The organism is Solwaraspora sp. WMMD937 (assembly GCF_029581175.1).
In the GTDB taxonomy this organism is placed as follows: domain Bacteria; phylum Actinomycetota; class Actinomycetes; order Mycobacteriales; family Micromonosporaceae; genus Micromonospora_E.
Window position 1 is genome coordinate 1,146,393 of sequence record NZ_CP120738.1, and the last position, 22,895, is coordinate 1,169,287.

The following is a 22,895-nucleotide window of genomic DNA, read 5'->3' on the forward strand; positions in this document are numbered from 1 at the left end:
ACGTCTCGTCGGTGCCCAACTACACACTCCTCGAGAATACTCTGACGACGCAGTTCATACATGATTATCTTTTTTAGTTGACCATGCGCCACGGCTACCTAGCGCAGCCACAGGAAGGCTGAGTATTACCGGAATCGCGCGTCCGGACGAGGCCATGGAGAAATGTAGGAGTAGCCGCTCATAATCTCCGAGAAGCTTCCGTGGAGCGCGACCAGCCGCCGCATTGGGTCGCGATAGTATCGGACTTCATCTTCAGGTATGGACATCGGATCTTCGCGCTGGACTTCACCGCTTGAATCCTCCTGCAGCAGCCGGAAGGCCCTTGTGTTCGCCTCCTGAATGTAGTCGTATCGATGCGGCCGGTGCCCCGGGAACCAAAGATGGGAGGCTAGTTGCCATGCGCTCCGACATAGATCCATCGTCGACGACCAGCCTGCGATACCCACAACGGGGTACCTTTGGGCCATCTCGTGAAAGTGGTTCAGCTCCTCGACGGCGATTACGATGACATAGAGGAGAACCAGCTCACTGCTGTAGTGATCATAGGACGGTACACTAGAATTGTTGCGCCCGTAAACAATCTCTGTAACGTCCGCTATCGGATGAACGAAGGAACTCAGGAAGCGGTAATGGACCTCGATCATCGTGATCGTCTTCTCGTCAACGAAGTCGTTTGACAGCAGATTCTTCTTGATGCTGGACCAGCTCAAATACGTCCGGTAGAGGTGGTCGTTCTCTTTGGCGAACTTACGGTCATCCGCGAGGTCGCCAATGCCGTCATCGAACTCAGCCTGCGCGCTGGCGGGGCCCAGATATGGCTGATACTCGCGAAGCAAGAAGTAGTGCGGGCTGATAATGTAGGACTGTCCACCGTCGTCCGGTGCAGACCGAAGGCCCTCGGTGGTGATCTCGACATCGGTTTTCTTACGGACCCAATCGATGACGTCGGTAAATTCTTCAGCGGCAGCACGCTTCCGCTGCCATTCTGACCAGGTCGCATCATCCACACCCCTGATGACACGAATGTAACGGGCACCCGAAAATACAAGGTGGTCCACGAGCATGTGTTCCAGCGCTGTACGCAAGGTCGCGAAGGCAGACAGGTACGCATTGCTCTGCGCCTGAAGTAGTGCCGCTTGCAGATACATGCCCAGGTTTCGAACACGGTCTGCGCAGTCGGTATGCTGCATGTGTTGGGTGTCGTTCTGGTGTCGGAGCCGTCCCCGAAGGCCCTGCAATTCATCGACGAGCTGATTTGCCGCCACAAGTAGCGGCCGATGTTCTAGTGATCCGGGCCAGGTCATAGCGTCAGCCTTTCGGAGATCTACCGCTGGAGTTCGGCCGTCCATCAAAGCTGGTCGGCCTTCCGCCAAGCTGAATCATTGTAGCTTCATGTGCCGGCGCATCCCAACCTTCGTACCTGTGACATCGGGTGTGGGCATGTCTGTCAGTACTGAAGCGCTTGCCCGGCTACTTGACGTTGCTCTACCAGGTAAGACTGGCGCGTCTATTGGTCATGCTCATACAACAGAGTGTCAGCAATCACCGTCACCCGAACGCCTACCCATCGCTACGTCCGTCCCATATGGTCCGCGCCTCGGTGTGCAGGCACCGCAGGTCTGCGCCACCTGGCCGGCGGCAGTTGCTACATCTTCATAGCTTAGTCAGCGACGGACGCGCCCTGCCCTGGTGGCCGTTGACCACGCAACAGTCGCGCAGCAGCCGCAGGGCGGCTTGCGCCTGGAGACGCTGACGTTCTGTGCCGGGGAGTTGAGCGTAGGACCGTAGCTATTTCTCCGCTACGTAGACGCCACGACCGGAATGTCCGACGACGAGGTCTCGGTCGTGCAGGAGTGAGACGGCACGGTACACGGTCGCCGGGCTGACGTCGTACAGGTCGGCAAGCTGGGCGGTGCTGGGTAGCTTCGTGCCCGGCGGTAGCTCGCCGCTCTTGATCTTCGCGGTCAGTTCGTCTGCGATCCGTCGGTAATCGGCTGGTGCTGAGGGCATCACGCATCCCCTGGTTCGACGCCGCTGCGGGTAGTTGCCACGGCATGGCCGACCGGCATCATCACCCACACCAGACGTTGCCTGAACTACCGAGTCCCTGCTGGGGTGCTTAGGACTCGCAGTTCGTCCAGGAAGGCCAGCGCCTCAGGGTGGTTCGGGTACCGCTCGTGCAACAGCTGCCCTAGCTCACGGGAGCACATGAGCAGTGACGGTAAAGACCTGCGGTCGCCGGACAGCGCTTCGCGGCCGTAGGCCACCGCTTCCTCGATCTCTCCGCTGCGCGCGGCGACCACACCTAGCGTCAAGCGTGCCTCGGCGTTCCGCATGGGCTTCCGTTCGGTGCCGTCCGGATCAGTGGAAGACCGCATGACTTCACGGGCATACATCCCGGCAAGCTGGTCTTCTCGGGCCAACCGATAGCAGTCCATCGCGTAGAAGTCGAACTTCGACGGATCAACGACAAAATGGTGGTCGGTATCCTCCGGGTAGGGCAGCGATTCCAGGAGTGACCGGCCTCGATCAAGTGCCGTCTCCACTTGCCTGCGGTCTCCGAGACGTGCCCATGCCTTGGCCTGCTGTGCTGCCAGCTGCACAGCAACACTCTGGCTGGGGGCCTTCGCTACCCCCGTGTCAGCAGCGGCAATCGCTCCCCGGTAGTCGCCCTGCGTCAGCGCGTACCACGCGCGCATCTCGTACGCCCATCCGATAATTGCAGCGTCGCCCGCCTCTTCACCGAGGGTCAACGCCGCCTTACGGGTGCCTTCCGCTTCTCGCCGCAGCCCCAGATCGTATTCGATACACCCGATGAGCAGGGCAACCAGACCAGCAAGCGACAGGACCTCTCGGTGTTGCGCGAGCGTCAACCGGCGGTCCATGAGCCCTGTAATGCGTCGAAGCCACGCCTTCCCCTCCACGTAGAGCTGATCCGGAGGGGCGTATGGATACTCACAGCAGAGCCGGTCGGCGGTAATCCGGAGCGCGTCAAGTAAGGATTCCGAGACATCTGAAGCGCGGATGCGGGAGAGAATTTCGAGGGTTTCCAGGCCACTGTCCGCCAGCAAGTCCGCTTCGACATGCGCCCCACCCTGGCGAGGGAAGAACGCCGCCGTGACAGTGCCGTAGGTCTTGGCGATCAGCGTCTTGTAAAAAGGATCGGGCTCGGATCTACCGGCTTCCCAGCGCTTCCAGTTGCGCAACAGGGTGCTGTCGGAAGGCAACGGTTCGGCTGCGTGTGCCCTGAGTGCCCGTACCGCGTCACTTTGGGACCACCCCCGGGCAGTCCGCTCCGAGCGAAGCCGCTGCGCCCACGCCGGCCGGGAGTCTTCCCCTAGCTCATCCCTCATGACTTCGAGTATCCACCACACAGGGGTGATATGGCAGGGGACTTTGACCTGTCACCGCAGTGACACCTGCCGCCCATCAAGATCGAGTGAGATCGTTGCCCTATCGACATCCGGTTGTCAGCCAGAAGGCACGGAAGATCCGGCGTAGCGCCAAGTGCGCTGGCGCTCAACACGGCGGCGTCCCATTCGTCGCCCCAGCCCAATCGAAAGGGTTGATCATGGTGGCGTTTGCCGCACTGTCGTGCGGAGTCCTGCTCGGGTTCTTCGCAGGGCTGTTCAGTTTCAAGGTCAAGTCTCGCTGGTGTCCCGACTGCGGTCGGACGACGCAGCCCGCGGCTGATCGGTAGCGTGCCGGCCGACCGGTCGCCGGCGGCCCCCCGGCCCGGCGATGAGCTGATCATCGACGGCCGGGCGAGTGTGCAGTTCGCGGCTGGGCGAGGTTTCCGGTTCCGGGTGACGACAGTGGACAAACGGTGGACGTATCAGGACTGGGTCTGGTTGTCCGGGTACGTGTTGGCGCCGGACGGTGAAGCCCGCGAACGGCGGGAGATCTTCGTCCAGCGTGACGGTCTCCGCTGGGCACCGCGCCCGCGCCGACACCGCTGACCAGGGCGGCGGCACAACTGCGACGTCAGCCGCGCCCTCTCGACCCGTACCCCTGAAGGTTTCCGACTCTTGGAAGGTGGTTCCTGCTGTGCGTAGGTTCTTTGACCTGTTCCGTCGACTGCCGGTGCGGAGCCGGCGCAATCGGCGGTTGCTCGCCGAGATCGCGCGCCACAACCAGCGGCCGATCGACGCTGCGGCCGGCCAGCGCCGGCCGGTGCGGCGGGCACCGAACAACGTCGGTCACCTGTACGGGCGGGCGGTGCGGCCGTCGATCAGTCCCGGCCTGGTCCGCGAGCGTCGGTTCGGCGACCGGACCCGGCGCGGCTGTGACCCCACCGAGGTACGCACGTTCCTGCACCTGGTCGCCGACGAGCTGACCGCCCTGCGAACCGAGCTGCGCGCCACCCAGGACGAGAACGTACGGGTCAAGCAGGCGTTGCGGGACTGGCAGTCGCAGCAGTTCCAACAGTTCCAGGCAGGGACGGGGGTGACGGGGTGACCGGGGTCAACGGAGTGCCGGCCAGCCCGGTCCGCGTCGTCGGGTTCGGGTCCGAGCGGCGGCGGGCGCAGCTCGTCGTCACCGTCGCCAACCTCGACACCGGGGCGGTGGCCTCGACCAGCCTCGTCCCCGGCTCGTTCACGCCGCTGCCGACCCCAAACGGCACCTGGTGGCTGCCGTACGCACCGATCGTCACCGACCTCGCCCAGCGTGCCGGCGTGGCTGCCGCGACGCTGCGCGACCCGGACTTCCCCGACGAACCCGGCCGGCTCCCGTCGTCCGGGCTGACCCTGCCGATCCAGTGGCAGCCCGGTGCACCGGAGCGGGACCGCCACCGGTGTGAGGCGTCTGCGCTCGCCAACCGGCTCACCGCGCCGTGGCTGGTCCTGGTCGGCCGCAGCAGCGAACCGCCGCCACCGGGCGACCCGGCCCGGCTGCTCGGCCGGCTGTGCGCGCTCGCCAACCAACTCCACGTCGACCTAGTCCTCGAAGCCCGACCAGCGTCGACCCCGAGCGGGCTGAGCTGGGACATCCGGTACGAACTCGCCGGCGGGAAAGTGCCTGACTACCCGCACCGCTGGGTAGCCGACCTGCCGGCGGCGATCGCCGCAATCAGCCCGGAACGGGCCGCGTCCGGGCTGGCCGTGGCCGACTGGAACCTGCCCGCCCACTACCTCACCGAGGCTGCCCTCACCCCGCACCCGGTGCCGGTCGGGCTCGACGGTCACCCCGGCGGCCACGACCTCGACCAACTCGAACGACGCATGATCGCCGACGCCGAGCAGCACGGCGGCGCGCAGGCGATCTGGCGTAACCGGCACTGGTGGCACACCAGCCTGCGACCCGACGACACCGAGCCGGGCGAGGGCGGCGGCAGGTTCCGGCGCGGCTGGCAGCCGCCGGCTCCGAGATACTGGGGCGAGCCGATCCCCACCCGCCCCTGCCCACAATGCACCAATGCGGCGGATCCGCCTTACTGCACCGACTGCTACGGCACCCGCCGGGTCCGACATGGTGCCGTCGTCACCGTCACCGACCTACGGGGCCACACCGTGCACCGCAACTGGCGACCCGACGACGACGGCACCCCACCTGCCCTCGCCCACACCGACCAGGCGTCCGGCACCAGCGTGTGGCAACTGCCCGAGCACTACCGGATCGGCTCCCTCGCCGCCGAGTTCGGCGTACAGCCCACCGACCTGACCGACATCGACGGCGAACACGTCATCGACCAGCACCTGCGCAACGGGGTCAGCCAGATCCACCACGGCCGCGACCCGCTCGCCGCGTACCTCGCCGAAGCCGCCGCCGCCCACGACGGCGCCCGCGTCATCGCCCGCGCCACCGACTGGCCCGGCCCCACCCTCGACCAGCTGGCCCGACTCGTCACCGGACTCGGCCTCGCCCTCGACATCACCGTCGTCGACCACCGCGACAGCATCGGCCGACCGGAGCTGATGCAGGGCCACACCTGGTCGGTCCAGGTCGCCGACCCGGCCACCCCGCCGACCGTCGACCCGGTCCCCACCAGCGCCGCCCTGCCCGAAGCCGTCGCCCTGTGCAATCGCTACCTGCACGGCGCACTCCGCGCGACCATCCCCACCGACCCCGAGAAGCCCATGTCCGTCCCCCACCGGCCCGCGACCGCCGGCCCAGCTCCCGACACCACCAGCTTCATCACTGAGGTACGCCACCAAGCCGCCACCCACCCCGGCACCCCGGCTACCGTCCGCATCCACCCCGACCGCACCCACCCCACGGCAACCTGATGACATTTCATGAGTACGCCGGCCGAAGCACGCACCCCGTGGGAGACTTCATGCGGCCGCAACTGAGCCGAGCCCCTACATCCCCCCGTCGATTGAAAACGGGAACTGCAAATCTAGCCGGCAGATACTAACCGTCCTGGTAAAGACATATTGCCGGGTTCGTTACAAACTATCGCAAACTGCCGGTGGCGAAGAGAGCGCAGCCAGACCGCGATTCACCCCATCGCCACCGGCAAAGCCAGCGAGCTAAATATCAGAGCCGATCCTCAAGAGCCACTAACAAACGCGGACGGCATCGAGAATGTTATCGTATGGACCCATTCCAGTATTGTACTCGAACGCATAGGAGCTAAACAGGAGGGTCCATTGGTTGACGCCGTTCCAGTTGTAGAAATGGCTAGCAGTATTTGGTGTTTGATTGTTCACCCAGGATGAGATTCGATCGTTCCAGTACCCACCCCCAGGGAATGGAATGGCACCAAGATCCTTGAACTGGCAGTAATAAAAAGAAATGATCGCACTACTAGGATGCAAATTTGGTTCTGTATAAAGACAAAGATATTCATAGTAGCAGCCGTAGAAATAGTCATCTGCGGCGGGCGAAATTGGCTCGGCGTTCTTGGCTACATGAACTGCGGACGGTGCGGGTGGAGCGATGCGCTTAGTGACGGTCGGCATTTCAGCTGCGGTGGTGTTGGCGAAGCGCTTATCCCGCGGATGATCGGCAGGCAGTGTGACGAGCACGCCGGGTGCCGCTCGGACCGTGTTCTCGTCGATAGCGATAGATCCTGGATAATAGTCCAGCAGAGACTGGAGTGCCATCGAGTGTTGAGGCGTTGCTGGAAGACTCTTAGCCTGCACTGGTGAGGCCGCTGAGGTCAGGATAACCATCGACACAGTCACAAATGTCAAGAGCGTGCGTCCAATACGTTGGTTCACCAAGATCTGGACTCCCCCTGCTCCGTACACACTGGAACGGGTGACGCAAGCTGTTTCCTAGCAAGCTAAAACCAATCGCGACAGGCACCCGTAGGTCGATCCACGGCGGTCGACCCACAGCCGATTGTATCGGCATCTACCGATGCACAGAGGTTTTTTGAGCGGATTGCGGTGCGCCATGCTCGCCTTCCATGATCGACATGACAGAGAGTGCTTGTAGGACGACCGCCTGATGCCAGGGCTAGCAGGGGAGATCTAACCCGAGTTAGCCGAAGGAGTGACAGAGTGCGATCGGATAACAGAATGGTAACAACGTCGATTATGGTTCGTGCCTCAGTCAGGCCGGCGACCTACCTGCGTCGTTCACGATGACCTGGCGTAGCAGGGCGCTGTTGGTGGTGCCGAGAAACACGAACGACGTCGCATCGAAAATGAGCGTCGTCCCTTCGGGCATGCCCACCGCTACCCCATCCCGGTTGGCAAGGTCTTGTGCCTGCTGTCGGACGGTCACGCCTGGCAGCGAGGCCAACGCGTCGAACAAAGCGCTTCGCTGAGGTGAGGTGAGGTACCTACCACCGACCAGCAACTCACCGGCCCGCTGGAAGACGAGCGCATCAGTTGCTCGGCCATCTGGGGAGGCAGAGGACGTGACCTGCAGCTCTGACTGCGCTTCCCCCACCGAAGACACATCAGCTCGGAGCCAGTCGAGCACCGCTGCTGGGCTGTCCGGCATCTCCGCGTCGTACCCCCGCTGCAGCACACACGGCTGGTCACTCGTCGGATCGGCGGCTGGACCGGAACGATTCGGTGAGCAGGCCGGCAGCACTAGGTCGTTTGGCTCGGCCTGGTCCTGCTGGTACGCCCTGTCCCGGATCAATCCGTCCTGAGCACCGTCTGCCGAAAGCCAGATCTGCCGCAATACCCGCGGCCCGTTGCTAATGGTGAAGCCACCGTCCGGCTGCTGCGCCTGGTTGATCGGGCTCGCCACCGTCTCGGTGAACACGAACTGTCCAGCTGCCGGGACGGGGAGGTCCGCTTCGTGAGCCACCAAGGCAGCGGTACGCAGGATGGAAGAAGCCTCGGCCGCGCCCGACGGGGGCGCTGATCCACCTACCGGCCACCCGCCTCCTACGACTGCGGTGGCGAACACGAGAACGGCAGCTAATGCCGCTCCTGCCAGGCCGAGGTTCAACCGCCGGCCGGGCCATGCCGTGCCGCCGCGCGGCACTCCTGTTTCCGCGCTGGGTCCATCGAGGATGCGATCGCGCCAGGCTGTCGGTGCGTCCCCGGCGTCCGGAGCCAAGTCGGCGCCGAGTTCCTTGAGTCGATCCATCTCACTCACGCCCTGCTCCATTTCTTCCACCATCGTTCCTCAAGCTCAGTACCTGTCAAAGTGCTCCGGGCCGGATCGCTCTCCAACACGTCCCGCATCCTGCGGCGTGCCCGGTTCAATCGTGATCGGACCGTGCCGATCGGGATTTGCAGGACTCGAGCGACCTCCTCGTAGCTCAGGTCTCCCCAGGCAACCAGGAGAAGCACGTCCCGCTCCTTGCGGCCGAGCCGGGCGAGCGCCGTGGCCAGCGGTCCTCGCCACGCCTGGGCAGACGCTGCGGCTGCCACCCGATCCGCCAACGCCTCTTCGCCACTGTCGGGCTTCACCCGCAGATACGCTCGGTACCGGGCGCTCTCGGCGCGGTAATGTCGGGCCAACTCACGGTGCACGATCGCGAGCAGCCACGGAAACGCGTTCGGGTAGCCAGGGTCGTAGGTGTGCCGGGCGCGGAACGCTGCCACGAACGCGTCCGCGACGACGTCCTCGGCAATCTCCCGGCCCACCCGTCGGTAGGCATAGCCGTACAACATCCCGGCGTGCTTCTCGTACACCTGCGCGAATCGATCGGGGTCGTCGAGCGACGCCACGATGATCACAGCATCATTGGTCGACTCCGCCGCAATGCCCCTCACCCGGAGCCCAGCGGTGGCGATAGGTTCACGATGATCCTTCCTTCCTGCCTGCATCCTCTCAGCTATCTCTATGCGCGAGCGCGAGATCGGGTTCGCAGTCCACCAGCCAATCCCGAAGGTGACTTGATTCTGCGATCACGATGCAGTCAGAATGAAGTCATGACTGTGGTGCTCACCATCCGCGACGTACCCGAAGAAGTGCGGGACCTCCTGGCCCAGCAGGCCCGCGAGCGCGGCCAGTCACTGCAGGCGTACCTGCTGGCAGTCCTCAACCGTCAGGCCGACTTCTGCCGCAACCGGCAGCTCCTCGCCGAGCTCAGCGACGAACTCGACGGCGGCAGCAGCGGAGCCGGACCGACCGCGCCGGACGCCGCCGACCTGCTAGCCCGTTCCCGCGCTGAACGGGATTTCCCGGACTCCGCGCCATCCGGGCGAGACGTCGCGTGATCGTCGTCGACGCCTCGGTCCTCGCGAGCGTGCTCGTCTACAGCGACGACCGTGGCCGCAAGGCCCGCGCCGTCCTGGGCCGAGACCCCGAGTGGGCGGCACCGGAACACTGGAAGGTCGAGGTCTTCTCCGTCATGCGAGGGCTCGCCCTCGGCGGAAAGATCACCAATGAGACGGCGGCGCGGGCGGTCGACCGGATCAGCCGCCTCGGCGTCGACACCGTCCCGATCGACGACCTGCTCACCCGCATGTGGCAGGTCAAGGCGAACATCAGCGCGTACGACGCCCCCTACGTCGCCCTCGCGGAACGCCGCGCACTGACGCTGGTGACCGCCGACGGCAAACTCGCCCGCGCGGCGAGCGCGTACTGCCGGGTCGAACTCGTCGCGTAGCGGGACGCGGGTTCGGCGGCCTGGTCTTCCGCCACGGCCAAGGTCTTCCGCCTAGGCAAGCGCTTTCCTATGCTGACCCGATGATTCGGATCGACGACGCGCTGACCCCGGCCAGCCTGCAACCCAGGATCGACCGCCTCTGGGAAGCCTCCGCCCACAAGATCGACTCGATCGAGAAGACCTGCCCACCCGGGTCGGCGTCGCCGGTCTTCACCGTCGACGGCCGGTACGCCGCGCGCGGCTGGACCGAGTGGACCCAGGGCTTCCAGTACGGTTCGGCCCTGTTGCAGTTCGACGCCACCGGCGAGCAGCGGTTTCTGGACTCCGCCCGCGAGTTGACCGTCGCTGTGATGGCCAGCCACGTCAGCCACATCGGCGTGCACGACCACGGCTTCAACAACGTCAGCACGTACGGCAACCTGTGGCGGCTGATGGCCGAAGGACGGCTCCCGCACGACCGGGCCGAACGGGACTTCTACGAGCTGGCGTTGAAGCTGACCGGGGCGGTGCAGGCGGCCCGCTGGCGGGACACCGCCGACGGCACCGGCTACATCTACTCGTTCAACGGGCCGCAGTCGCTGTTCGTCGACACCATCCGCTCCTGCCGGGCGCTGGCCGTGTCCCACCTGCTCGGCCACGTACTCATGGGTGAACAGGACGAGCGGATCTCGCTGCTCGGCCGGCTCATCGAGCATGCCACCAACACCGCCCGGTACAACGTCTTCTACGGCGACGGCCGGGACAGCTACGACATCCGGGGCCGCACCGCCCACGAGTCGATCTTCAACGTCAACGACGGCCGGTTCCGCTGCCCCAGCACCCAGCAGGGCTACTCGCCGTTCACCACCTGGACGCGCGGGCTGGCCTGGGCGATGCTCGGCTTCCCGGAGCAGCTCGAATACCTGGCGGTGCTGCCGGACAGCGACCTCGAACCGTACGGCGGGCGGGCCGAGGTGACCGCGACGCTGCTGCGGGCCGCCACCGCCACCTGCGACTTCTACCTCGAACACACGCCGACCGACGGCATCCCGTACTGGGACACCGGAGCGCCCGGCCTGGCCGATCTCGGCGACTACCTGGATCGCCCGGCGGACCCGTACAACGATCATGAGCCGGTCGATTCGTCGGCCGCCTGCATCGGCGCACAGGGGCTGCTGCGACTCGGCCGCTACCTGACCGGTGCCGGGCAGCCCGACGCCGGTCGCCGCTACTGGCAGGCCGGGCTGACCGTGGCCGGCACCCTGTTCGACGAGCCGTACCTGAGCACCGACACCCGCCACCAGGGACTGATCCTGCACTCGATCTACCACCGACCGAACGGCTGGGACCACGTGCCGGCCGGCAGCCGGGTGCCGCACGGCGAGTCGAGCATGTGGGGCGACTACCACGCCCGCGAACTGGCGCTCTACCTGCAGCGGGTGGCCCGCGACGAGCCGTACTACACGTTCTTCGGCCCGGCCGACGCCGACGCCACCGACGGCACGGGCAGCGCCGACAGCGCGGGCACCGTCGGGGGCGGGCGGTGACCGCCTCCGCGCGGGTCGCCATCGTCACCGGCGGTTCCCGGGGGATCGGGCGCGGGATCGTGCTGTCGCTCGCCGCCGCCGGGTACGACGTCGTGGTCAACTACGCCCGGAACGCGACGGCGGCCCAGCAGGCCGGCGAGCAGATCGAGGCGGCCGGCCGGCGGGCGCTACTGGTCGGCGCGGATGTGTCGGTCGGCGCGGACCGGCAACGGCTGGTCGATCAGACCGTCGCGACCTTCGGCCGGATCGATCTGCTGGTCAACAACGCCGGTGTGGCCCCAGACGTGCGGGCGGACCTGCTCGACGCGACGGAGGAGTCCTTCGACCGGCTGATCGACATCAATCTGAAGGGTCCCTTCTTTCTGACCCAGCAGGTCAGCCGAGCCATGATCGACATGGTGGCGGCCGGCACCGTCACCGCGCCGAAGATCGTCATCGTCTCGTCGATCAGCGCCTACACGGCGAGCGTCAACCGGGGCGACTACTGCGTGGCCAAGGCCGGACTGGCGATGACCACCAAGTTGTACGCCGCCCGCCTCGCTGAGCACGGCATCAACGTCTACGAGATCCGGCCCGGCATCATCGCCACCGACATGACCGGTCCGGTCCAGGCGAAGTACGACGATCTGATTCTCAACCAGGGTCTGACGCCGATCCGGCGGTGGGGCCAGCCGGACGACGTCGGGCGGGCGGTGGTGGCGGTCGCCACCGACCTGCTGCCGTTCAGCACCGGCCAGGTGCTCGACGTCGACGGTGGCTTCCACGTACGGACGCTGTAGTAGCCAGCGGACGCCTCAACCTGCCGGCGCCCTTACGGGTGACCGTTGGGGGTCGACCAGGGCTGCACCCGGAGGTGCCGACATCGACCGACCGGCAGGATTCGGTGCATGGACATCGCTCTGGTCTGCTGGTTGGCGTTGACTGGTGGCTGGCTCGCCGCCGCCGTGATCGCCGAGTCGCTGCCGTCGGCGGGCAGCCCCGCAACGCTACGGCGCCGGGTCGGCTGGCTGACCGCGTTCGTGCTGGCCGGTCTGGGCGGGATCGCCGGGTTGATCGGTGGCGGGGCGGCCAGCGCCCAGGTACTGCTGGTCGCCGTCCCGGCGGCGGCGGTCGCGGTGGTGACCCTGCCGCGCCTGCGGCGGCTGTACGGCGGATCGGCGGCGTTCGTCACCGCGCCCGCCGCGCCGAGTCCGCCAGGGCTGCTGGCCCGCGCGGCGCACCCGTTGGTGGCGTTGCCGGTGCAGGTGACGGCGCTGGCGCTGGTGGCGGTGGCGGCGCGGTACTTCGGTGGCGTGCCAGGGTTGGGGGCGGTCGCCGACGGGCTGGTGCTGACGGTGGCGGTGATCCTGCTGGTCGCCATCGGGGTGCGACATGCACTGCGGCACAGCGCGCTCGCTGAGCATGCTTTGGTCGGGCGGCTACCCAGAGGCTGAGCTGGGCTGGCCCAGCGGCCACGCCGGGGGACGGTCGAGGTTGGGCACGGTTGAGCCCCGGGACGTGCCCGGGGCCCAACCGTTGGTCAGTCCAGGTCGAATTCGCCGTCTCGGGCACCGCCGAGGAAGGCGTCCCACTCGTCGGAGGTGAAGATCAGGACCGGCCCGGTCGGGTTCTTCGAGTCGCGAACCGCGATGGCCTGGTCGACGAACGCGATCTCCACGCAGTTGTCGCAGTTCGGCCCGCTACGCGAGCTCTTTCGCCAGGCCGCACGGGTCAGGTCTACCCGAAGCCCCTTGACCTCGATGTCCACAATGGCTCCTTCGCGCGTTTAGCGATCATCGCGACGGACTCCTCGGGAGTGAGTGCCGCCGCGCGTATGTGATCGAAGATAAATAGGTATTTGCGTAGTTCTTCGGTCTTCTCCAGGAAGAGCCCACCGGTGGCGTTCTCCGCGTAGACGACGTCCGCGTCGCTGGGCTCCGGAAAGTCGAGGATGGTGAACGTCCCGTCCATCCCCGCGTGTGCCCCCACCTCGAACGGAAGGACCTGCAGGGTCACGTTCGGCAGATCCGCCGCCTCGACAAGGCGGTGCAGTTGGGCGCGCATCACCGCGTCGCCGCCGACCGGCCGACTCAACACCGCCTCATCGAGCACCGCCCATACATCGATCTGATCTTCCTGAGTCAGTAACGACTGACGCTTCAGTCGGACATGGACGCGGTGGGCAACTTCTTCGTCGGTGATGTCGGGCCGGGCCGAGCGGATCATCGCCTGGGCGTAATCGGCGGTCTGCAGCAGACCGGGAACCACCTGCTGCTCGTACGCCCGGACCGACCGGGCCGCCGCCTCGAAGCCGACGTACGCGCCGGTGAGCACCGTGGAGTACGGATGCCACCAGCCCTTCTGCCGAGCCTCCCGGGCGATCTGCACCAGCTCCTCGGCCTCGACACCGGTCACGCCGTAGATCCCCAGCATGTCGCGAACGTCCCGCGGAGTCGCGGTGGTGTGTCCCGTCTCGATCCGGGAAACCTTGGAGGCGGAGCACTCCAGTCGTTCGGCCACCGCATCGATCGTGACTTTCGCGGCTTCCCGCCGCCGGCGCAGTTCGGCGCCGAGACGGCGGCGACGGACGGTTGGGCTTCGACGCTCGGTCACCGGTCACCTCCGGTCAGGGGTGCAGGGGCAGTCGGCCGGCCCCGCGCACGCGGTTGAGGGGCGACGGGGTGACGTCGCGAGCGGTCGTGCGTGGACGGGGAGGAAAGCCGACGCGGAAAGAAAGCCTGTTCAGTCTGCCGCCCGTACATGTAGGACTTCAAGCAGCAATCGACCGAGTGATTTTCGCATAACGCCAAAACCACTTTGCAACTTGCATCGAGGGCGACGGTGGTGCACTCTTTGCGTAGGCCACAGGTCACTCAGCGTTCATCCAAGATCGTATCCGCCGCGGTTGCGCCGTACCGCGACGGTGCCTGCTGCCCGGACACCGGCAACGCCGTGCCCGTCTGACCACCGGCAACCGGTGGAACATCCGACAGTGCCCGGTGCGGATCCGCATGCCTGGCAGCAATCGGACAACGGCAGCTCGGAACAGGAGTAGCGGTGCTACTACCCCGCTCAGGAGACGTCCTCCACGTGACCCGTGCGGCAAGCGTGCAGTTCCTCGAGCCGCTCCTCTTCCGGGTGATCCGGGTCCACGACTGGCCGACCTACCATGGTTGGGTCTGGCTGGACGGCTACGAGCTCAACGCCAGCGGCGATGCCGTCGACCGACGCTCCATCTTCGTCCAGATCGACGGCCTACGCCAGCTCCGGGTGGTGGCCGACCGGCCGGGTCGGGCAGCCGCCCGGCGGCCGGCTTCGACGGTGATGTCGGCGCGGGCCAGCTGACCCCGGCTCAATCCTCGTCTGCGTCGCCCGGCTCCCCGGTCGGCTCGGCCGCCCCGGTCGGTTCAGCCGGACCCGTCGGCTCGGTGTTGGTCGCGGCGATCACCAACAGGATCTCGGTGCCGGGCGGCACCTCCGTCCCGGCCGGCGGATCGGTCTCGAGCACCGTGCCGGCAGGCTGGTCTGAGCCGCGCTGTTCCAGCCGGTAGACCAGGTCGCGCTCGTCGAGCTCGGCACGGGCGTCCGCCAGTGGCAGCCCGGTAAGCGTCGGTACGACCACCAGCGGCGCCTCACTGGTCTGCTCCTCGGTCGGCTCCGGCTGCTCCTCGGTCGGCTCGGGCTGCTCCGTCTCCGGCTGCGCGGTCGGCACCGTCGCGGTCGGCACCGCCGTCGGCGTCGGCCCGCCCGGATCCGTGGAGTCGTCCAGCGTGCTGGCCCACCAGATCACCAGGCCGACCAACGCGACCAGCAGCAGCACCAAGACACCGATCAGGATCGGCAGCCACCACGGCCGGCCGCCGCCCTCCGTACCGCCCGGTCCCGGCCAGTCGCCGGTACCGCCGCCACCCGTCGCCGGGCGCACCGGCACCCCGGCCCGGCCGGACCACGCCGGCTCACGGGCACCGCCGGCGGCGGAACCCGCCGGAAGGTCGGGTGCGGTCGAGCCGAGGTGCCCGCCCCGGTCGGCGACCGTCGCTCCCGGGTCGCCACCCGGTGTGCCGGGCCGACCGGGCGGCTGGTCGGCCCCACCGGTCGACTCGCCGGCCTGGTCACCTGACCCACCGGCCCTGGTCGCCCAGGGGTCGACCGGCCGGGGCAGCTGGCTGGTGTAGTCCCCGGCGTCACGCCCCGCCGAGCCGTCCTGCGCAGGATCCCTCGGTCTGTCGGCCATGACTCGTCCTCTCCGTACCACCGGGCGTGACTTTCCGTAGGGCTCAAGATATCGACCCGGCCGCCGGACAGCGCGCCCCACGCCCACGAGTCGCCGGAGTTCGCCACTACCGCTACAGTGCCCGGCATGGCCGTACGAGGCTGGGGAAGATCGGTCGCGACGGCGACCGGCATCGCTGCGGGCGCAGGTGCCGCGCAGCTCGGTCTGGGCTACGGCCTCGGCATAGTTGCCTGGTTACCGTCAGTCGACGGCGGAGGAGAGGCTTCCTGGGTCGCCAGCCTCGCCTGGGCGACGTGGATCACGGCGACCTCAGTGGTGATCGGTGCCGTCGTCGCGGACCGGCTCGCGCCGTCACCTCCCAATTCGGAGCTGTCGGCCGGCGCCGATCCGGATCGAACGCCGGACAGCCTGCTGACCGCAAGCCTGTGGCGACTCGCCCTCGCCGCAGCGGCCGCGATCGGCGGGATGCTCACAGTCGCCCTGATCGCCGTACCCGCACGCAGTGCGACCCGGGCCGACACCTTCTCCCCACAGACCATCGCCGCCGGGTACGCGATGGTGGGCGCGGTCGTCGGACTGCTGATGGCGATCTGGGCGGTCGCCTCCCGGGCGGCGGCGGCGAACGCCATCGCCACTGTCGGCTGGCTCTGGCTGCTGGCGGTGGTCGCCGTGATCGACTCGGTGGTCTCCGGCACCGGGCTGACCAGCGCCCAACTCGGCGTCTGGCAGATCACCGCGGACAGCGAACAGTACTGGTTCCGCAACATCTACCTGCCCGGGGCGGCGCTGTCGCTGGGTTCGGCGTTCATCATCGGTGCGGTCTCCGCCTGGCCGGCCGCCCGCGACGCCCGGCGCCGGGTGGGCGCCGCGATCTCCGGCGGCGTCGGCCCGGTGCTGATCGCCGCCGCGTACTTCCTGGCCGCCCCCCGGCTGGTGGGGCCGCGGGCGGAGCAACTCTCGGCGCATCTGCTCGCCCCGTACGCGGTGATCGCCGGCCTGGCCGGGTCGGTGCTGGTCACCGCGATCGCGCAGCGGCTGGAGATGTCCCGCCGGCAGCCCGCCAGCGGCACCGACCGCGACCACGACGGCGCTTCGGCCACCGATGCCCCGGCCACCGGCGGGTCCGCCGACGGACGGGACGACGCAACCGGCTCCGCTGAAGGCCGCGACGCGCCGGTGCCGGAGCAGCCGACCAGTGGCCAGGTGGCCGACCCGCCGGCCCGGGGCACGGCTTCGGTCACCGGCGGGGGCCGGCCCGCGCCGACCACCCCCGACGGCAGCTGAACAACGCGATTCAGTCAACCGGCCAGGTGTGCACCGGTTCGTTGCTGCGTTGCAGTTCGGCGTAGCGCTGCAGCATCTGGTGCAGCGCGTCGGGTCGGGCCAGGCCCTGCTCCCGCTCGGCCCGCCAGACCGACTCGGTCTGCCAGACCGCGCCGTTGCGTCTCAACCGACAGCGTTGTTCGATGATGCCGAGCAGCCGGTCGCGCTGCTGTGGCGAGACCCCGAACCGGTCCAGACCGGCGTACGCCTTGGGGAGCAGGACGTCCAACACCAGATCGGTGACCGGGATCTCGCCGAGCTGCGGCCAGTGCATCTGTGCGGCGATCCCGCGCCGCGCCGCCTGGTGGAAGTTCTCCTCGGCCGCGCCGAAGCTCAGCTGGCTCCACACCGGGCGGTCCGCCTCGGCGAGCTCCCTGGCCAGGCCGAAGTAGAAGGCGGCGTTGGCGAGCATGTCAACGACGGTCGGCCCGGCGGGCAGCACCCGGTTCTCCACCCGCAGGTGCGGTCGACCGTGCATGATGTCGTACACCGGCCGGTTCCACCGGTAGACGGTGCCGTTGTGCAGCCGTAGCTCGCTGAGCTCGGGCACGCCGCCGGCCTGCAACACCTCGACCGGGTCCTCGTCGGCGCAGATCGGCAGCAATGGCGGGAAGTACCGCACGTTCTCCTCGAAGAGGTCGAAGATCGACGTGATCCACCGTTCACCGAACCACACCCGAGGCCTTACGCCCTGCGCCTTCAGCTCGTCCGGCCGGGTGTCGGTGGCCTGCTCGAACAGCACGATGCGGGTCTCCGCCCAGAGCTGTTTGCTGTAGAAGTACGGTGCGTTGGCCCCGAGCGCCACCTGGACCGCCGCGATGGCCTGGGACGCGTTCCAGTAGTTGGCGAAGTTGTCCGGGGAGACCTGCAGATGGAACTGCACACTGGTGCAGCCGGCCTCCGGGGCGATCGAGTCGGTGTACGCCTGCAGCCGCTCCACGCCCCGGATGTCCAGCCGGATGTCCTCCCCGCGGGCGGCGACGATCTGCTCGTTGAGCACCCGATAACGCCCGTTGGTGGAGATGTTGTTCAGCACCAGGTGCTGTGGGGTGAGGGTGGGCAGGATGCCGATCAGGATGATGGCCGCCTCGGCCTTCGCCGCCCGGTCACCGGCGCGGGCCAGGCTGGCCTGCAGGTCGGCTTCGTAGTCGGCGAATCCGTCGGCCTCGATCAGCCGCGGGCGCGCGTTGAGTTCGAGGTTGAACTGCCCCAGTTCGGTCTGGAAGGTGGGGTCCGCGAGGTTGGCCAGGATCTCCGCGTTGCGCATCGCGGGCTCCGCGTACGGATCCACCAGGTTCAGCTCGATCTCCAGCCCGGTCGTCGGCCGGTCGGCGTCGAACTTGAAGTCGTCGAGCATCAGCGCGAAGACGTCGAGGCAGCGGCGAACTTTTTGCCGGTAACGTACGCGATCCTCCCGACTGAACGACGCGCGTGAACCGACATCCCTGCCCATAATGCCCTCCCCGGCGCGCCCTGAACGACCGCCGCCACGCTCGCTGGCCGAGCGGCGCGGCAGAACCGTTCCGACTGTGTGGTGGTGCAACCCTGCTCGACCGCAGCTGTCGTCGGCTCCCCCAGCCGGGACAGGCGTTGATCGCCCCAAAGTGAGCGGACCGAAGCGCTCGGTTTCACCTTTTCACATCCGACGGGCGTCTTCTACTGGGGTTACTACAGACAGCGGCACCCCGGTCACCGAGGAGGTGGCCGGGGTGCCGCTGTGTCACGCCGGGTACGGGCGCCAGGATTCACCCCTGACGGATGGCCTCGCCCTCGATCTCGATCTTGACCTTCTTGCCGACCAGCACGCCGCCGGTCTCCAGGGCGACGTTCCAGGTCAGGCCGAACTCCTCACGGTCGATCTCGGTGCTGGCGGTGAAGCCGAAGATGTCCTGGCCGAACGGGCTGCGGCCGGCGCCCTCGAACTCGACGGCGAGCTCCACCGGCCGGGTCACGTCCTTGACCGTCAGGTCACCGGCGAGCACGAACTCGTTGCCGCTGTGCGAGACGATCCCGGTGCTGCGGAACTCGATGGTGGTGAACTTCTCGACGTCGAGGAAGTCGCCGCTTCGCAGGTGGGCGTCCCGGTCGGCCTGCCCGGTGTTGATGCTGGCCGCCTGCAGCACCGCGGTGACCGACGACTGCAGCGGGTCCTCGGCGACGGTGATGGTGGCGGTGGCGTCGGTGAACTCACCTCGGACCTTGCTGACCATCATGTGGCGGGCGACGAACCCGACCCGCCGGTGGGCCTGGTCGAGTTCGTAGGTGCCGGCGGTGGGGATGGTGATGCCGTTCCACTCGCGGGTGGTCTGGTCGGTGCTCATGGCTGCTGCCTCTCGCGGGACATCCGATTGAAGGGGGAACATGTGCGACAGCAACAATAGACTAGGCAATATTCCTCATGTCAAGTACTGCTACGATGACCTGGTGACCGAGAACCTCGCCGACGATCCCCGGATCACCGCGATCGGCCTCCTCTTCGAAGTCCACACCGGGCTCGCGGCCCGCTTCGCGGCGCAGTTCGAGGAGCACGGCCTGTCGACGGTTGAGTTCGAGGTGCTGATGCGGCTGCGCCGTTCCGCAGGTCACCAACTGCGGATGACCGACCTGGCCGCTCAGGCTGCGCTGTCCACCAGTGGCGCGACCCGGGTGGTCGACCGGATGGTGCGCGACGGGCTGGTCTGCCGGCGCGCCTGCCCGTCCGACCGGCGGAGCTCGTACGCGGTGCTCACCCGGGCCGGTCAGCAACGCCTCGACGACACCCTCCCCGGTCATCTACAGCTGATCGGGCAGTGGTTCACCGGTCAGTTCGAGCCTGCGGAGTTGACGACGCTGCTCGACACCCTCCGGCGCCTTCGTGACGCGGTGCATCCGCAGGCGACCGCCGGCAGTGACGAAGCGACCGCGCCGGCCCGTTGACCGACGCCGGCACCGGCAGAAGGACCGGCAGAAAGCACCCTCTATCAACGACATAAGGCCGTGAAAGCCGCAAACAGCTCGGATGGGCCGGATAGCGTACTGGCGACCGGGAGCGTAACGGGGGGTGCGGCGCGAAGGCCAGGACATCTGGTCCAGGCCGGGGGGCGATTCCGCGCCAACCCGGGGGGCGTGTCGACGTCCGGCGGGTGGCCAGTGATGGCCCCGCCGGACGTCCGCGTCTTGGCCTGATTCATCCCTGGCCCACCGCGTCCCGTTCCCGGGGCAGCAGCGTGATCCCGGCACTGTGGCAGGCCGCCGCCAACCGGTCCCGGGCCGCGGTTCGCGACACCGCCGTCTCGGCGTGCACCACCAGCCCCACCATCGCCTCCACCGCGTCCCGCGGCTCCGGGCCGTTGCCCAGCGAACGGGCCGCCACGGCGTACCACTCCAACGCCAGCTCCCGTTCCCCGCGCCGCGCCGCGAGAGTCGCCTCGATCAACGCGCACCGGGGATCGTCGCCCGGCCCGGCCTGGTCGGCAGGGTGACCAGGCCGGTCCACCACCTCCACCGGCATCACCTGGCCACGGAGCTCGGTCAGGGCGTCGGCCGCTTCCGCGAGGCGGCCGTCCTGGGCCAGCGCCAGCCCGACGATGCCCAACACCTGCCGCCGGTGACTCGGATCCCCGACGGCGGTCAACGCCGCCAGCACCCGGCGTCCCAGGTCGGCTGCCCGCGCGTACCGGCCCTCGAGCCTGGCTACCTCGGCCAGGTTCGCCCGGGCCAGCAGCCGCAACCGGTCCTCGCCGGACCTGGCCGCGAGCCGGTCGACCGCCGCCAGCCGCCGCCGGGCGGCCCGCAGGTCACCCGAACGGATCTCGTGCCGGGCCAACGCGTGCTGGGCGAGCGTCATCTCCCGGACCCGGCCGATCCGGCCAGCCAGGGCAAGCACCGCCTCGGAGTGCGCCCGCGCCTCGTCGAACCGACCGGCGGCCAGGCAGGCAGAACTGAGCACGGTACGCGCGGCCAGCTCACCCGACGTCTCCCCGAGCTCGATGAAGCTGGCCAGCGCCGACCGGACCGCCGGAAGTTCCTGCGGACCGGCGTCGTGCTCCAGCGCGAGCTGAGCCACGCCGATCTGGGCCCAGGCCCGGATCGCCGGGTCCGCGTCGGCCGACCGCGGGTCGTCGAGCAGCCGGCGCAGCCAGCGCCGTCCGGCCACGTCGCGTCCCCGGAACCGCCACCACCGGGGCAGGGCGGCGGCCAGGCGCAGTGCGGTGTGCGGGTCGTCGTTGGCCGAGTGGGCGAGCGCGGCCCACAGGTCACTGGCCACCTCGTCGAGCCGACTGACGACGGTGACCAGCTTCGGCCCGGCCAGGTCGACCGCCGCCCGTTCGGCGAGCCGCGCGAACAGCACGGCGTGCCGACGCCGGATCGCCGAAAGTTCGCCGTGTGCGGCGGCCCGCTCGGTGGCCAGATCCCGCACCACGTCGATCAGCCGGAACCGGTACGGACCCGCGCCCCGGGCACCGAGCAGCCCCAACGACATGAGCCGGTCGAGGAACGGCACCGGGTCGACCCGACCGTCGTGATCCGACTGGCCGATGTCGGGTTGGCCGATGTCGAGTTGGCCGACATCCGGCTGGATCGGATCCTCGGCGAGCATCCCCTCGGCCAGCTCGACCGACCACCGGTTGCGGAACGCCGAGAGCCGACGTACGCCGCGCCGCTCGGCGGGGGTGAGCAGCGCGTAGCTGGCCGCGACCGCGTCGCGCAGGGTTACCGCCACGGCTTCCCTGCTGGGTGGTGGCACCGCCAGATCGAGCAGCCGGTCGCCGTACCGGTTGAAGATCTCGTTCAGGTCGAGCGCCCGCCCTCGGGCGGCGGCCAGCTCGATGGCCAGCGGCAGCCCGCCGAGCCGCCGGACGAGCCCGACCAGCGCGCCGACTTCGCCCGGGTGCACCGGTTCCCGGCGTACCTGCCGGAGCCGGGCCAGGAAGAGCCGCGCCGCCGGGTAGCCAGCGACCGTGGCCAGGTCGGTCTCGGTGTCGGCCGGCGGCACCTCAAGCGGCGTGACCGGCCAGACCCGTTCACCGGGGAGCCCGACCGGGTGCCGGCCGGTCGCCACTACCTGCAGCGACGGCGCGGTACGGGTCAGCCAGTGCAGCGCATCGGCTATCGCCACCGGCGCCCGTTCCACCGCGTCGACCAGCAGCAGTGCCGGGCCGTCGGCGAGCCGGGCCGCCAAATCGTTGACCCGCCCGACGCCGAAGACGGTGGCGGAGGCGGTCAGTACGTCACTGACAGTGGAACCTTCGGTGACGACGATGCCACCGGTGCCGCCCGGATACCGGTCGGTCACCTCGGCGGCGACCGCGAGCGCCAGGCTGGTCTTGCCGACTCCGGCCAGTCCGACCAGGCTGACCAGCCCTGCCCCGGCACCGGGTCCCGCAGTCAGCAGGCCGGCCAGGTCGGCCACGTCACAGTCGCGGCCGATCAGTTCGCCGGGCAGTGGGACACCCCGGCTACGGCCGGGCCCGACCAATGTCTCGATGTCGCCGGCAGCCTCGCCGCGCGACCCGGCCGATAACGCTGCGGTGGCGAGTGCCGGAGTCAGCTGGCGCGGAATCGTCGCACGCGGCTCGGCCGGGCGGCCCCGCGCCGCCGCATGAAACTCCGTCCGGTCCTCGCCGGTCAGGCCGAGCGCGGCGACGAGCAGATCGACCGTGGTCCGCTGCGGCCGGGCCGTACGGGCCCGCTCCAGGTCCCGGACGGTACGCACGCCGACCCCGGCCACCGCGGCGAGCTCCGCCTGGGTCAGGCCGACGGCCAGCCGACGGCTGCGGAGTAGTTCGTCGAACCCGACCCTGCTCTGGTCAGGAGCATGATCCGGACTCATGGCAGGAGAGGGTACGCATTGCAGGGTGCCCGGGTCAGCTTTCCGTCCGGC

23 protein-coding genes are annotated in these 22,895 nt (G+C 68.2%); 11 read left to right on the forward strand and 12 right to left on the reverse strand.

Going from position 1 to position 22,895, the window contains the following annotated elements; genetic code table 11:
* Positions 1-125: 125 nt before the first annotated feature.
* From O7621_RS05075 to O7621_RS05085, 3 genes are all read right to left on the reverse strand, one after another.
* Positions 126-1,190 (reverse strand): hypothetical protein, encoded by a 1,065-nt coding sequence (locus O7621_RS05075; RefSeq protein WP_282232952.1) that lies wholly within the window; start codon positions 1,188-1,190, stop codon positions 126-128.
* 598 nt (positions 1,191-1,788) lie between these two features.
* On the reverse strand, positions 1,789-2,010 hold the full coding sequence (locus O7621_RS05080) for a winged helix-turn-helix domain-containing protein (protein WP_282232953.1): 222 nt from the start codon (positions 2,008-2,010) through the stop codon (positions 1,789-1,791).
* Positions 2,011-2,096: 86 nt separating this feature from the next.
* Positions 2,097-3,206: an XRE family transcriptional regulator gene (locus O7621_RS05085; protein WP_282232954.1), complete on the reverse strand. Its 1,110-nt coding sequence runs from the start codon at positions 3,204-3,206 to the stop codon at positions 2,097-2,099.
* Positions 3,207-3,701: 495 nt separating this feature from the next.
* Between O7621_RS05085 and O7621_RS05090 the strand changes: the two genes are divergently transcribed.
* The 3 genes from O7621_RS05090 to O7621_RS05100 all read left to right on the forward strand — a co-directional run bounded on the left by O7621_RS05090 (position 3,702) and on the right by O7621_RS05100 (position 6,227).
* Positions 3,702-3,959, forward strand: coding sequence for a hypothetical protein (locus O7621_RS05090; protein ID WP_282232955.1), 258 nt, complete (start codon positions 3,702-3,704; stop codon positions 3,957-3,959).
* A 214-nt stretch (positions 3,960-4,173) separates the two neighbouring features.
* On the forward strand, positions 4,174-4,458 hold the full coding sequence (locus tag O7621_RS05095; protein ID WP_282234459.1) for a DivIVA domain-containing protein: 285 nt from the start codon (positions 4,174-4,176) through the stop codon (positions 4,456-4,458).
* Positions 4,455-6,227 carry a hypothetical protein gene (locus O7621_RS05100; RefSeq protein ID WP_282232956.1) on the forward strand — a complete coding sequence of 591 codons (1,773 nt, stop codon included), beginning with the start codon at positions 4,455-4,457 and terminating at the stop codon, positions 6,225-6,227. Before O7621_RS05095 ends, O7621_RS05100 begins: the two co-directional genes overlap by 4 nt.
* Positions 6,228-6,503: 276 nt before the next feature.
* Here O7621_RS05100 and O7621_RS05105 read toward each other — a convergent pair whose 3' ends face one another.
* The 3 genes from O7621_RS05105 to O7621_RS05115 form a co-directional block, all read right to left on the reverse strand.
* Positions 6,504-7,166, reverse strand: a complete 663-nt coding sequence (locus tag O7621_RS05105; RefSeq protein ID WP_281552408.1) for a hypothetical protein — start codon at positions 7,164-7,166, stop codon at positions 6,504-6,506.
* A 337-nt stretch (positions 7,167-7,503) separates the two neighbouring features.
* Complete coding sequence (locus O7621_RS05110; protein WP_282234460.1) at positions 7,504-8,499, reverse strand: CU044_5270 family protein; 996 nt, start codon at positions 8,497-8,499, stop codon at positions 7,504-7,506.
* A 5-nt stretch (positions 8,500-8,504) separates the two neighbouring features.
* The gene (locus O7621_RS05115) at positions 8,505-9,095 is read right to left on the reverse strand and encodes an RNA polymerase sigma factor (protein ID WP_282232957.1); all 591 of its coding nucleotides are present in this window, start codon (positions 9,093-9,095) and stop codon (positions 8,505-8,507) included.
* Positions 9,096-9,290: 195 nt separating this feature from the next.
* Here O7621_RS05115 and O7621_RS05120 point away from each other — a divergent pair, with 195 nt between their 5' ends.
* From O7621_RS05120 to O7621_RS05140, 5 genes are all read left to right on the forward strand, one after another.
* Positions 9,291-9,578 carry a hypothetical protein gene (locus O7621_RS05120; protein WP_282232958.1) on the forward strand — a complete coding sequence of 96 codons (288 nt, stop codon included), beginning with the start codon at positions 9,291-9,293 and terminating at the stop codon, positions 9,576-9,578.
* Positions 9,575-9,970: a type II toxin-antitoxin system VapC family toxin gene (locus tag O7621_RS05125; protein ID WP_282232959.1), complete on the forward strand. Its 396-nt coding sequence runs from the start codon at positions 9,575-9,577 to the stop codon at positions 9,968-9,970. Before O7621_RS05120 ends, O7621_RS05125 begins: the two co-directional genes overlap by 4 nt.
* Positions 9,971-10,050: 80 nt before the next feature.
* Entirely contained in the window at positions 10,051-11,496 is a 1,446-nt protein-coding gene (locus tag O7621_RS05130) for a hypothetical protein (RefSeq protein ID WP_282232960.1), read from the forward strand.
* The gene (locus O7621_RS05135) at positions 11,493-12,275 is read left to right on the forward strand and encodes a 3-ketoacyl-ACP reductase (RefSeq protein ID WP_282232961.1); all 783 of its coding nucleotides are present in this window, start codon (positions 11,493-11,495) and stop codon (positions 12,273-12,275) included. The genes O7621_RS05130 and O7621_RS05135 overlap by 4 nt, the downstream gene beginning before the upstream one ends.
* Before the next feature lie 108 nt (positions 12,276-12,383).
* Positions 12,384-12,929 carry a hypothetical protein gene (locus O7621_RS05140; protein WP_282232962.1) on the forward strand — a complete coding sequence of 182 codons (546 nt, stop codon included), beginning with the start codon at positions 12,384-12,386 and terminating at the stop codon, positions 12,927-12,929.
* 86 nt (positions 12,930-13,015) lie between these two features.
* Here O7621_RS05140 and O7621_RS05145 read toward each other — a convergent pair whose 3' ends face one another.
* Both O7621_RS05145 and O7621_RS05150 read right to left on the reverse strand, forming a co-directional pair.
* The gene (locus O7621_RS05145; RefSeq protein WP_123606573.1) at positions 13,016-13,243 is read right to left on the reverse strand and encodes a DUF397 domain-containing protein; all 228 of its coding nucleotides are present in this window, start codon (positions 13,241-13,243) and stop codon (positions 13,016-13,018) included.
* Positions 13,213-14,088: a helix-turn-helix transcriptional regulator gene (locus O7621_RS05150; RefSeq protein WP_282232963.1), complete on the reverse strand. Its 876-nt coding sequence runs from the start codon at positions 14,086-14,088 to the stop codon at positions 13,213-13,215. Before O7621_RS05150 ends, O7621_RS05145 begins: the two co-directional genes overlap by 31 nt.
* 444 nt (positions 14,089-14,532) lie before the next feature.
* On the opposite strand from O7621_RS05150, the gene O7621_RS05155 reads away from it, so the two are divergent.
* Positions 14,533-14,820, forward strand: coding sequence for a hypothetical protein (locus tag O7621_RS05155; RefSeq protein WP_278172766.1), 288 nt, complete (start codon positions 14,533-14,535; stop codon positions 14,818-14,820).
* A gap of 7 nt (positions 14,821-14,827) precedes the next feature.
* On the opposite strand, the gene O7621_RS05160 is transcribed toward O7621_RS05155, so the two are convergent.
* A complete protein-coding gene (locus tag O7621_RS05160) occupies positions 14,828-15,709 on the reverse strand; it encodes a PASTA domain-containing protein (RefSeq protein ID WP_282232964.1) in 882 nt (293 codons plus the stop codon).
* 126 nt (positions 15,710-15,835) lie between these two features.
* Between O7621_RS05160 and O7621_RS05165 the strand changes: the two genes are divergently transcribed.
* Positions 15,836-16,993 (forward strand): hypothetical protein, encoded by a 1,158-nt coding sequence (locus tag O7621_RS05165; RefSeq protein WP_282232965.1) that lies wholly within the window; start codon positions 15,836-15,838, stop codon positions 16,991-16,993.
* A gap of 10 nt (positions 16,994-17,003) precedes the next feature.
* On the opposite strand, the gene O7621_RS05170 is transcribed toward O7621_RS05165, so the two are convergent.
* Complete coding sequence (locus O7621_RS05170) at positions 17,004-18,485, reverse strand: glutamate--cysteine ligase (RefSeq protein WP_282232966.1); 1,482 nt, start codon at positions 18,483-18,485, stop codon at positions 17,004-17,006.
* A 292-nt stretch (positions 18,486-18,777) separates the two neighbouring features.
* Complete coding sequence (locus O7621_RS05175; protein ID WP_282232967.1) at positions 18,778-19,353, reverse strand: YceI family protein; 576 nt, start codon at positions 19,351-19,353, stop codon at positions 18,778-18,780.
* A gap of 103 nt (positions 19,354-19,456) precedes the next feature.
* Here O7621_RS05175 and O7621_RS05180 point away from each other — a divergent pair, with 103 nt between their 5' ends.
* Positions 19,457-19,948: a MarR family transcriptional regulator gene (locus O7621_RS05180; RefSeq protein WP_282232968.1), complete on the forward strand. Its 492-nt coding sequence runs from the start codon at positions 19,457-19,459 to the stop codon at positions 19,946-19,948.
* Between the two features lie 250 nt (positions 19,949-20,198).
* Here the strand turns inward: O7621_RS05180 and O7621_RS05185 are convergent, their stop codons facing one another.
* Positions 20,199-22,844 (reverse strand): helix-turn-helix domain-containing protein, encoded by a 2,646-nt coding sequence (locus O7621_RS05185; protein WP_282232969.1) that lies wholly within the window; start codon positions 22,842-22,844, stop codon positions 20,199-20,201.
* Positions 22,845-22,895: the final 51 nt, after the last annotated feature.

Coding starts and splice junctions, on each gene's coding strand:
- O7621_RS05185 (WP_282232969.1), bottom strand. CDS start 22,844: ATGAGTCCGGATCATGCTCCTGACCAGAGCAGGGTCGGGTTCGACGAA.
- O7621_RS05160 (WP_282232964.1), bottom strand. CDS start 15,709: ATGGCCGACAGACCGAGGGATCCTGCGCAGGACGGCTCGGCGGGGCGT.
- O7621_RS05130 (WP_282232960.1), top strand. CDS start 10,051: ATGATTCGGATCGACGACGCGCTGACCCCGGCCAGCCTGCAACCCAGG.
- O7621_RS05170 (WP_282232966.1), bottom strand. CDS start 18,485: ATGGGCAGGGATGTCGGTTCACGCGCGTCGTTCAGTCGGGAGGATCGC.
- O7621_RS05165 (WP_282232965.1), top strand. CDS start 15,836: ATGGCCGTACGAGGCTGGGGAAGATCGGTCGCGACGGCGACCGGCATC.
- O7621_RS05110 (WP_282234460.1), bottom strand. CDS start 8,499: ATGGATCGACTCAAGGAACTCGGCGCCGACTTGGCTCCGGACGCCGGG.
- O7621_RS05120 (WP_282232958.1), top strand. CDS start 9,291: ATGACTGTGGTGCTCACCATCCGCGACGTACCCGAAGAAGTGCGGGAC.
- O7621_RS05075 (WP_282232952.1), bottom strand. CDS start 1,190: ATGCAGCATACCGACTGCGCAGACCGTGTTCGAAACCTGGGCATGTAT.
- O7621_RS05175 (WP_282232967.1), bottom strand. CDS start 19,353: ATGAGCACCGACCAGACCACCCGCGAGTGGAACGGCATCACCATCCCC.
- O7621_RS05140 (WP_282232962.1), top strand. CDS start 12,384: ATGGACATCGCTCTGGTCTGCTGGTTGGCGTTGACTGGTGGCTGGCTC.
- O7621_RS05080 (WP_282232953.1), bottom strand. CDS start 2,010: ATGCCCTCAGCACCAGCCGATTACCGACGGATCGCAGACGAACTGACC.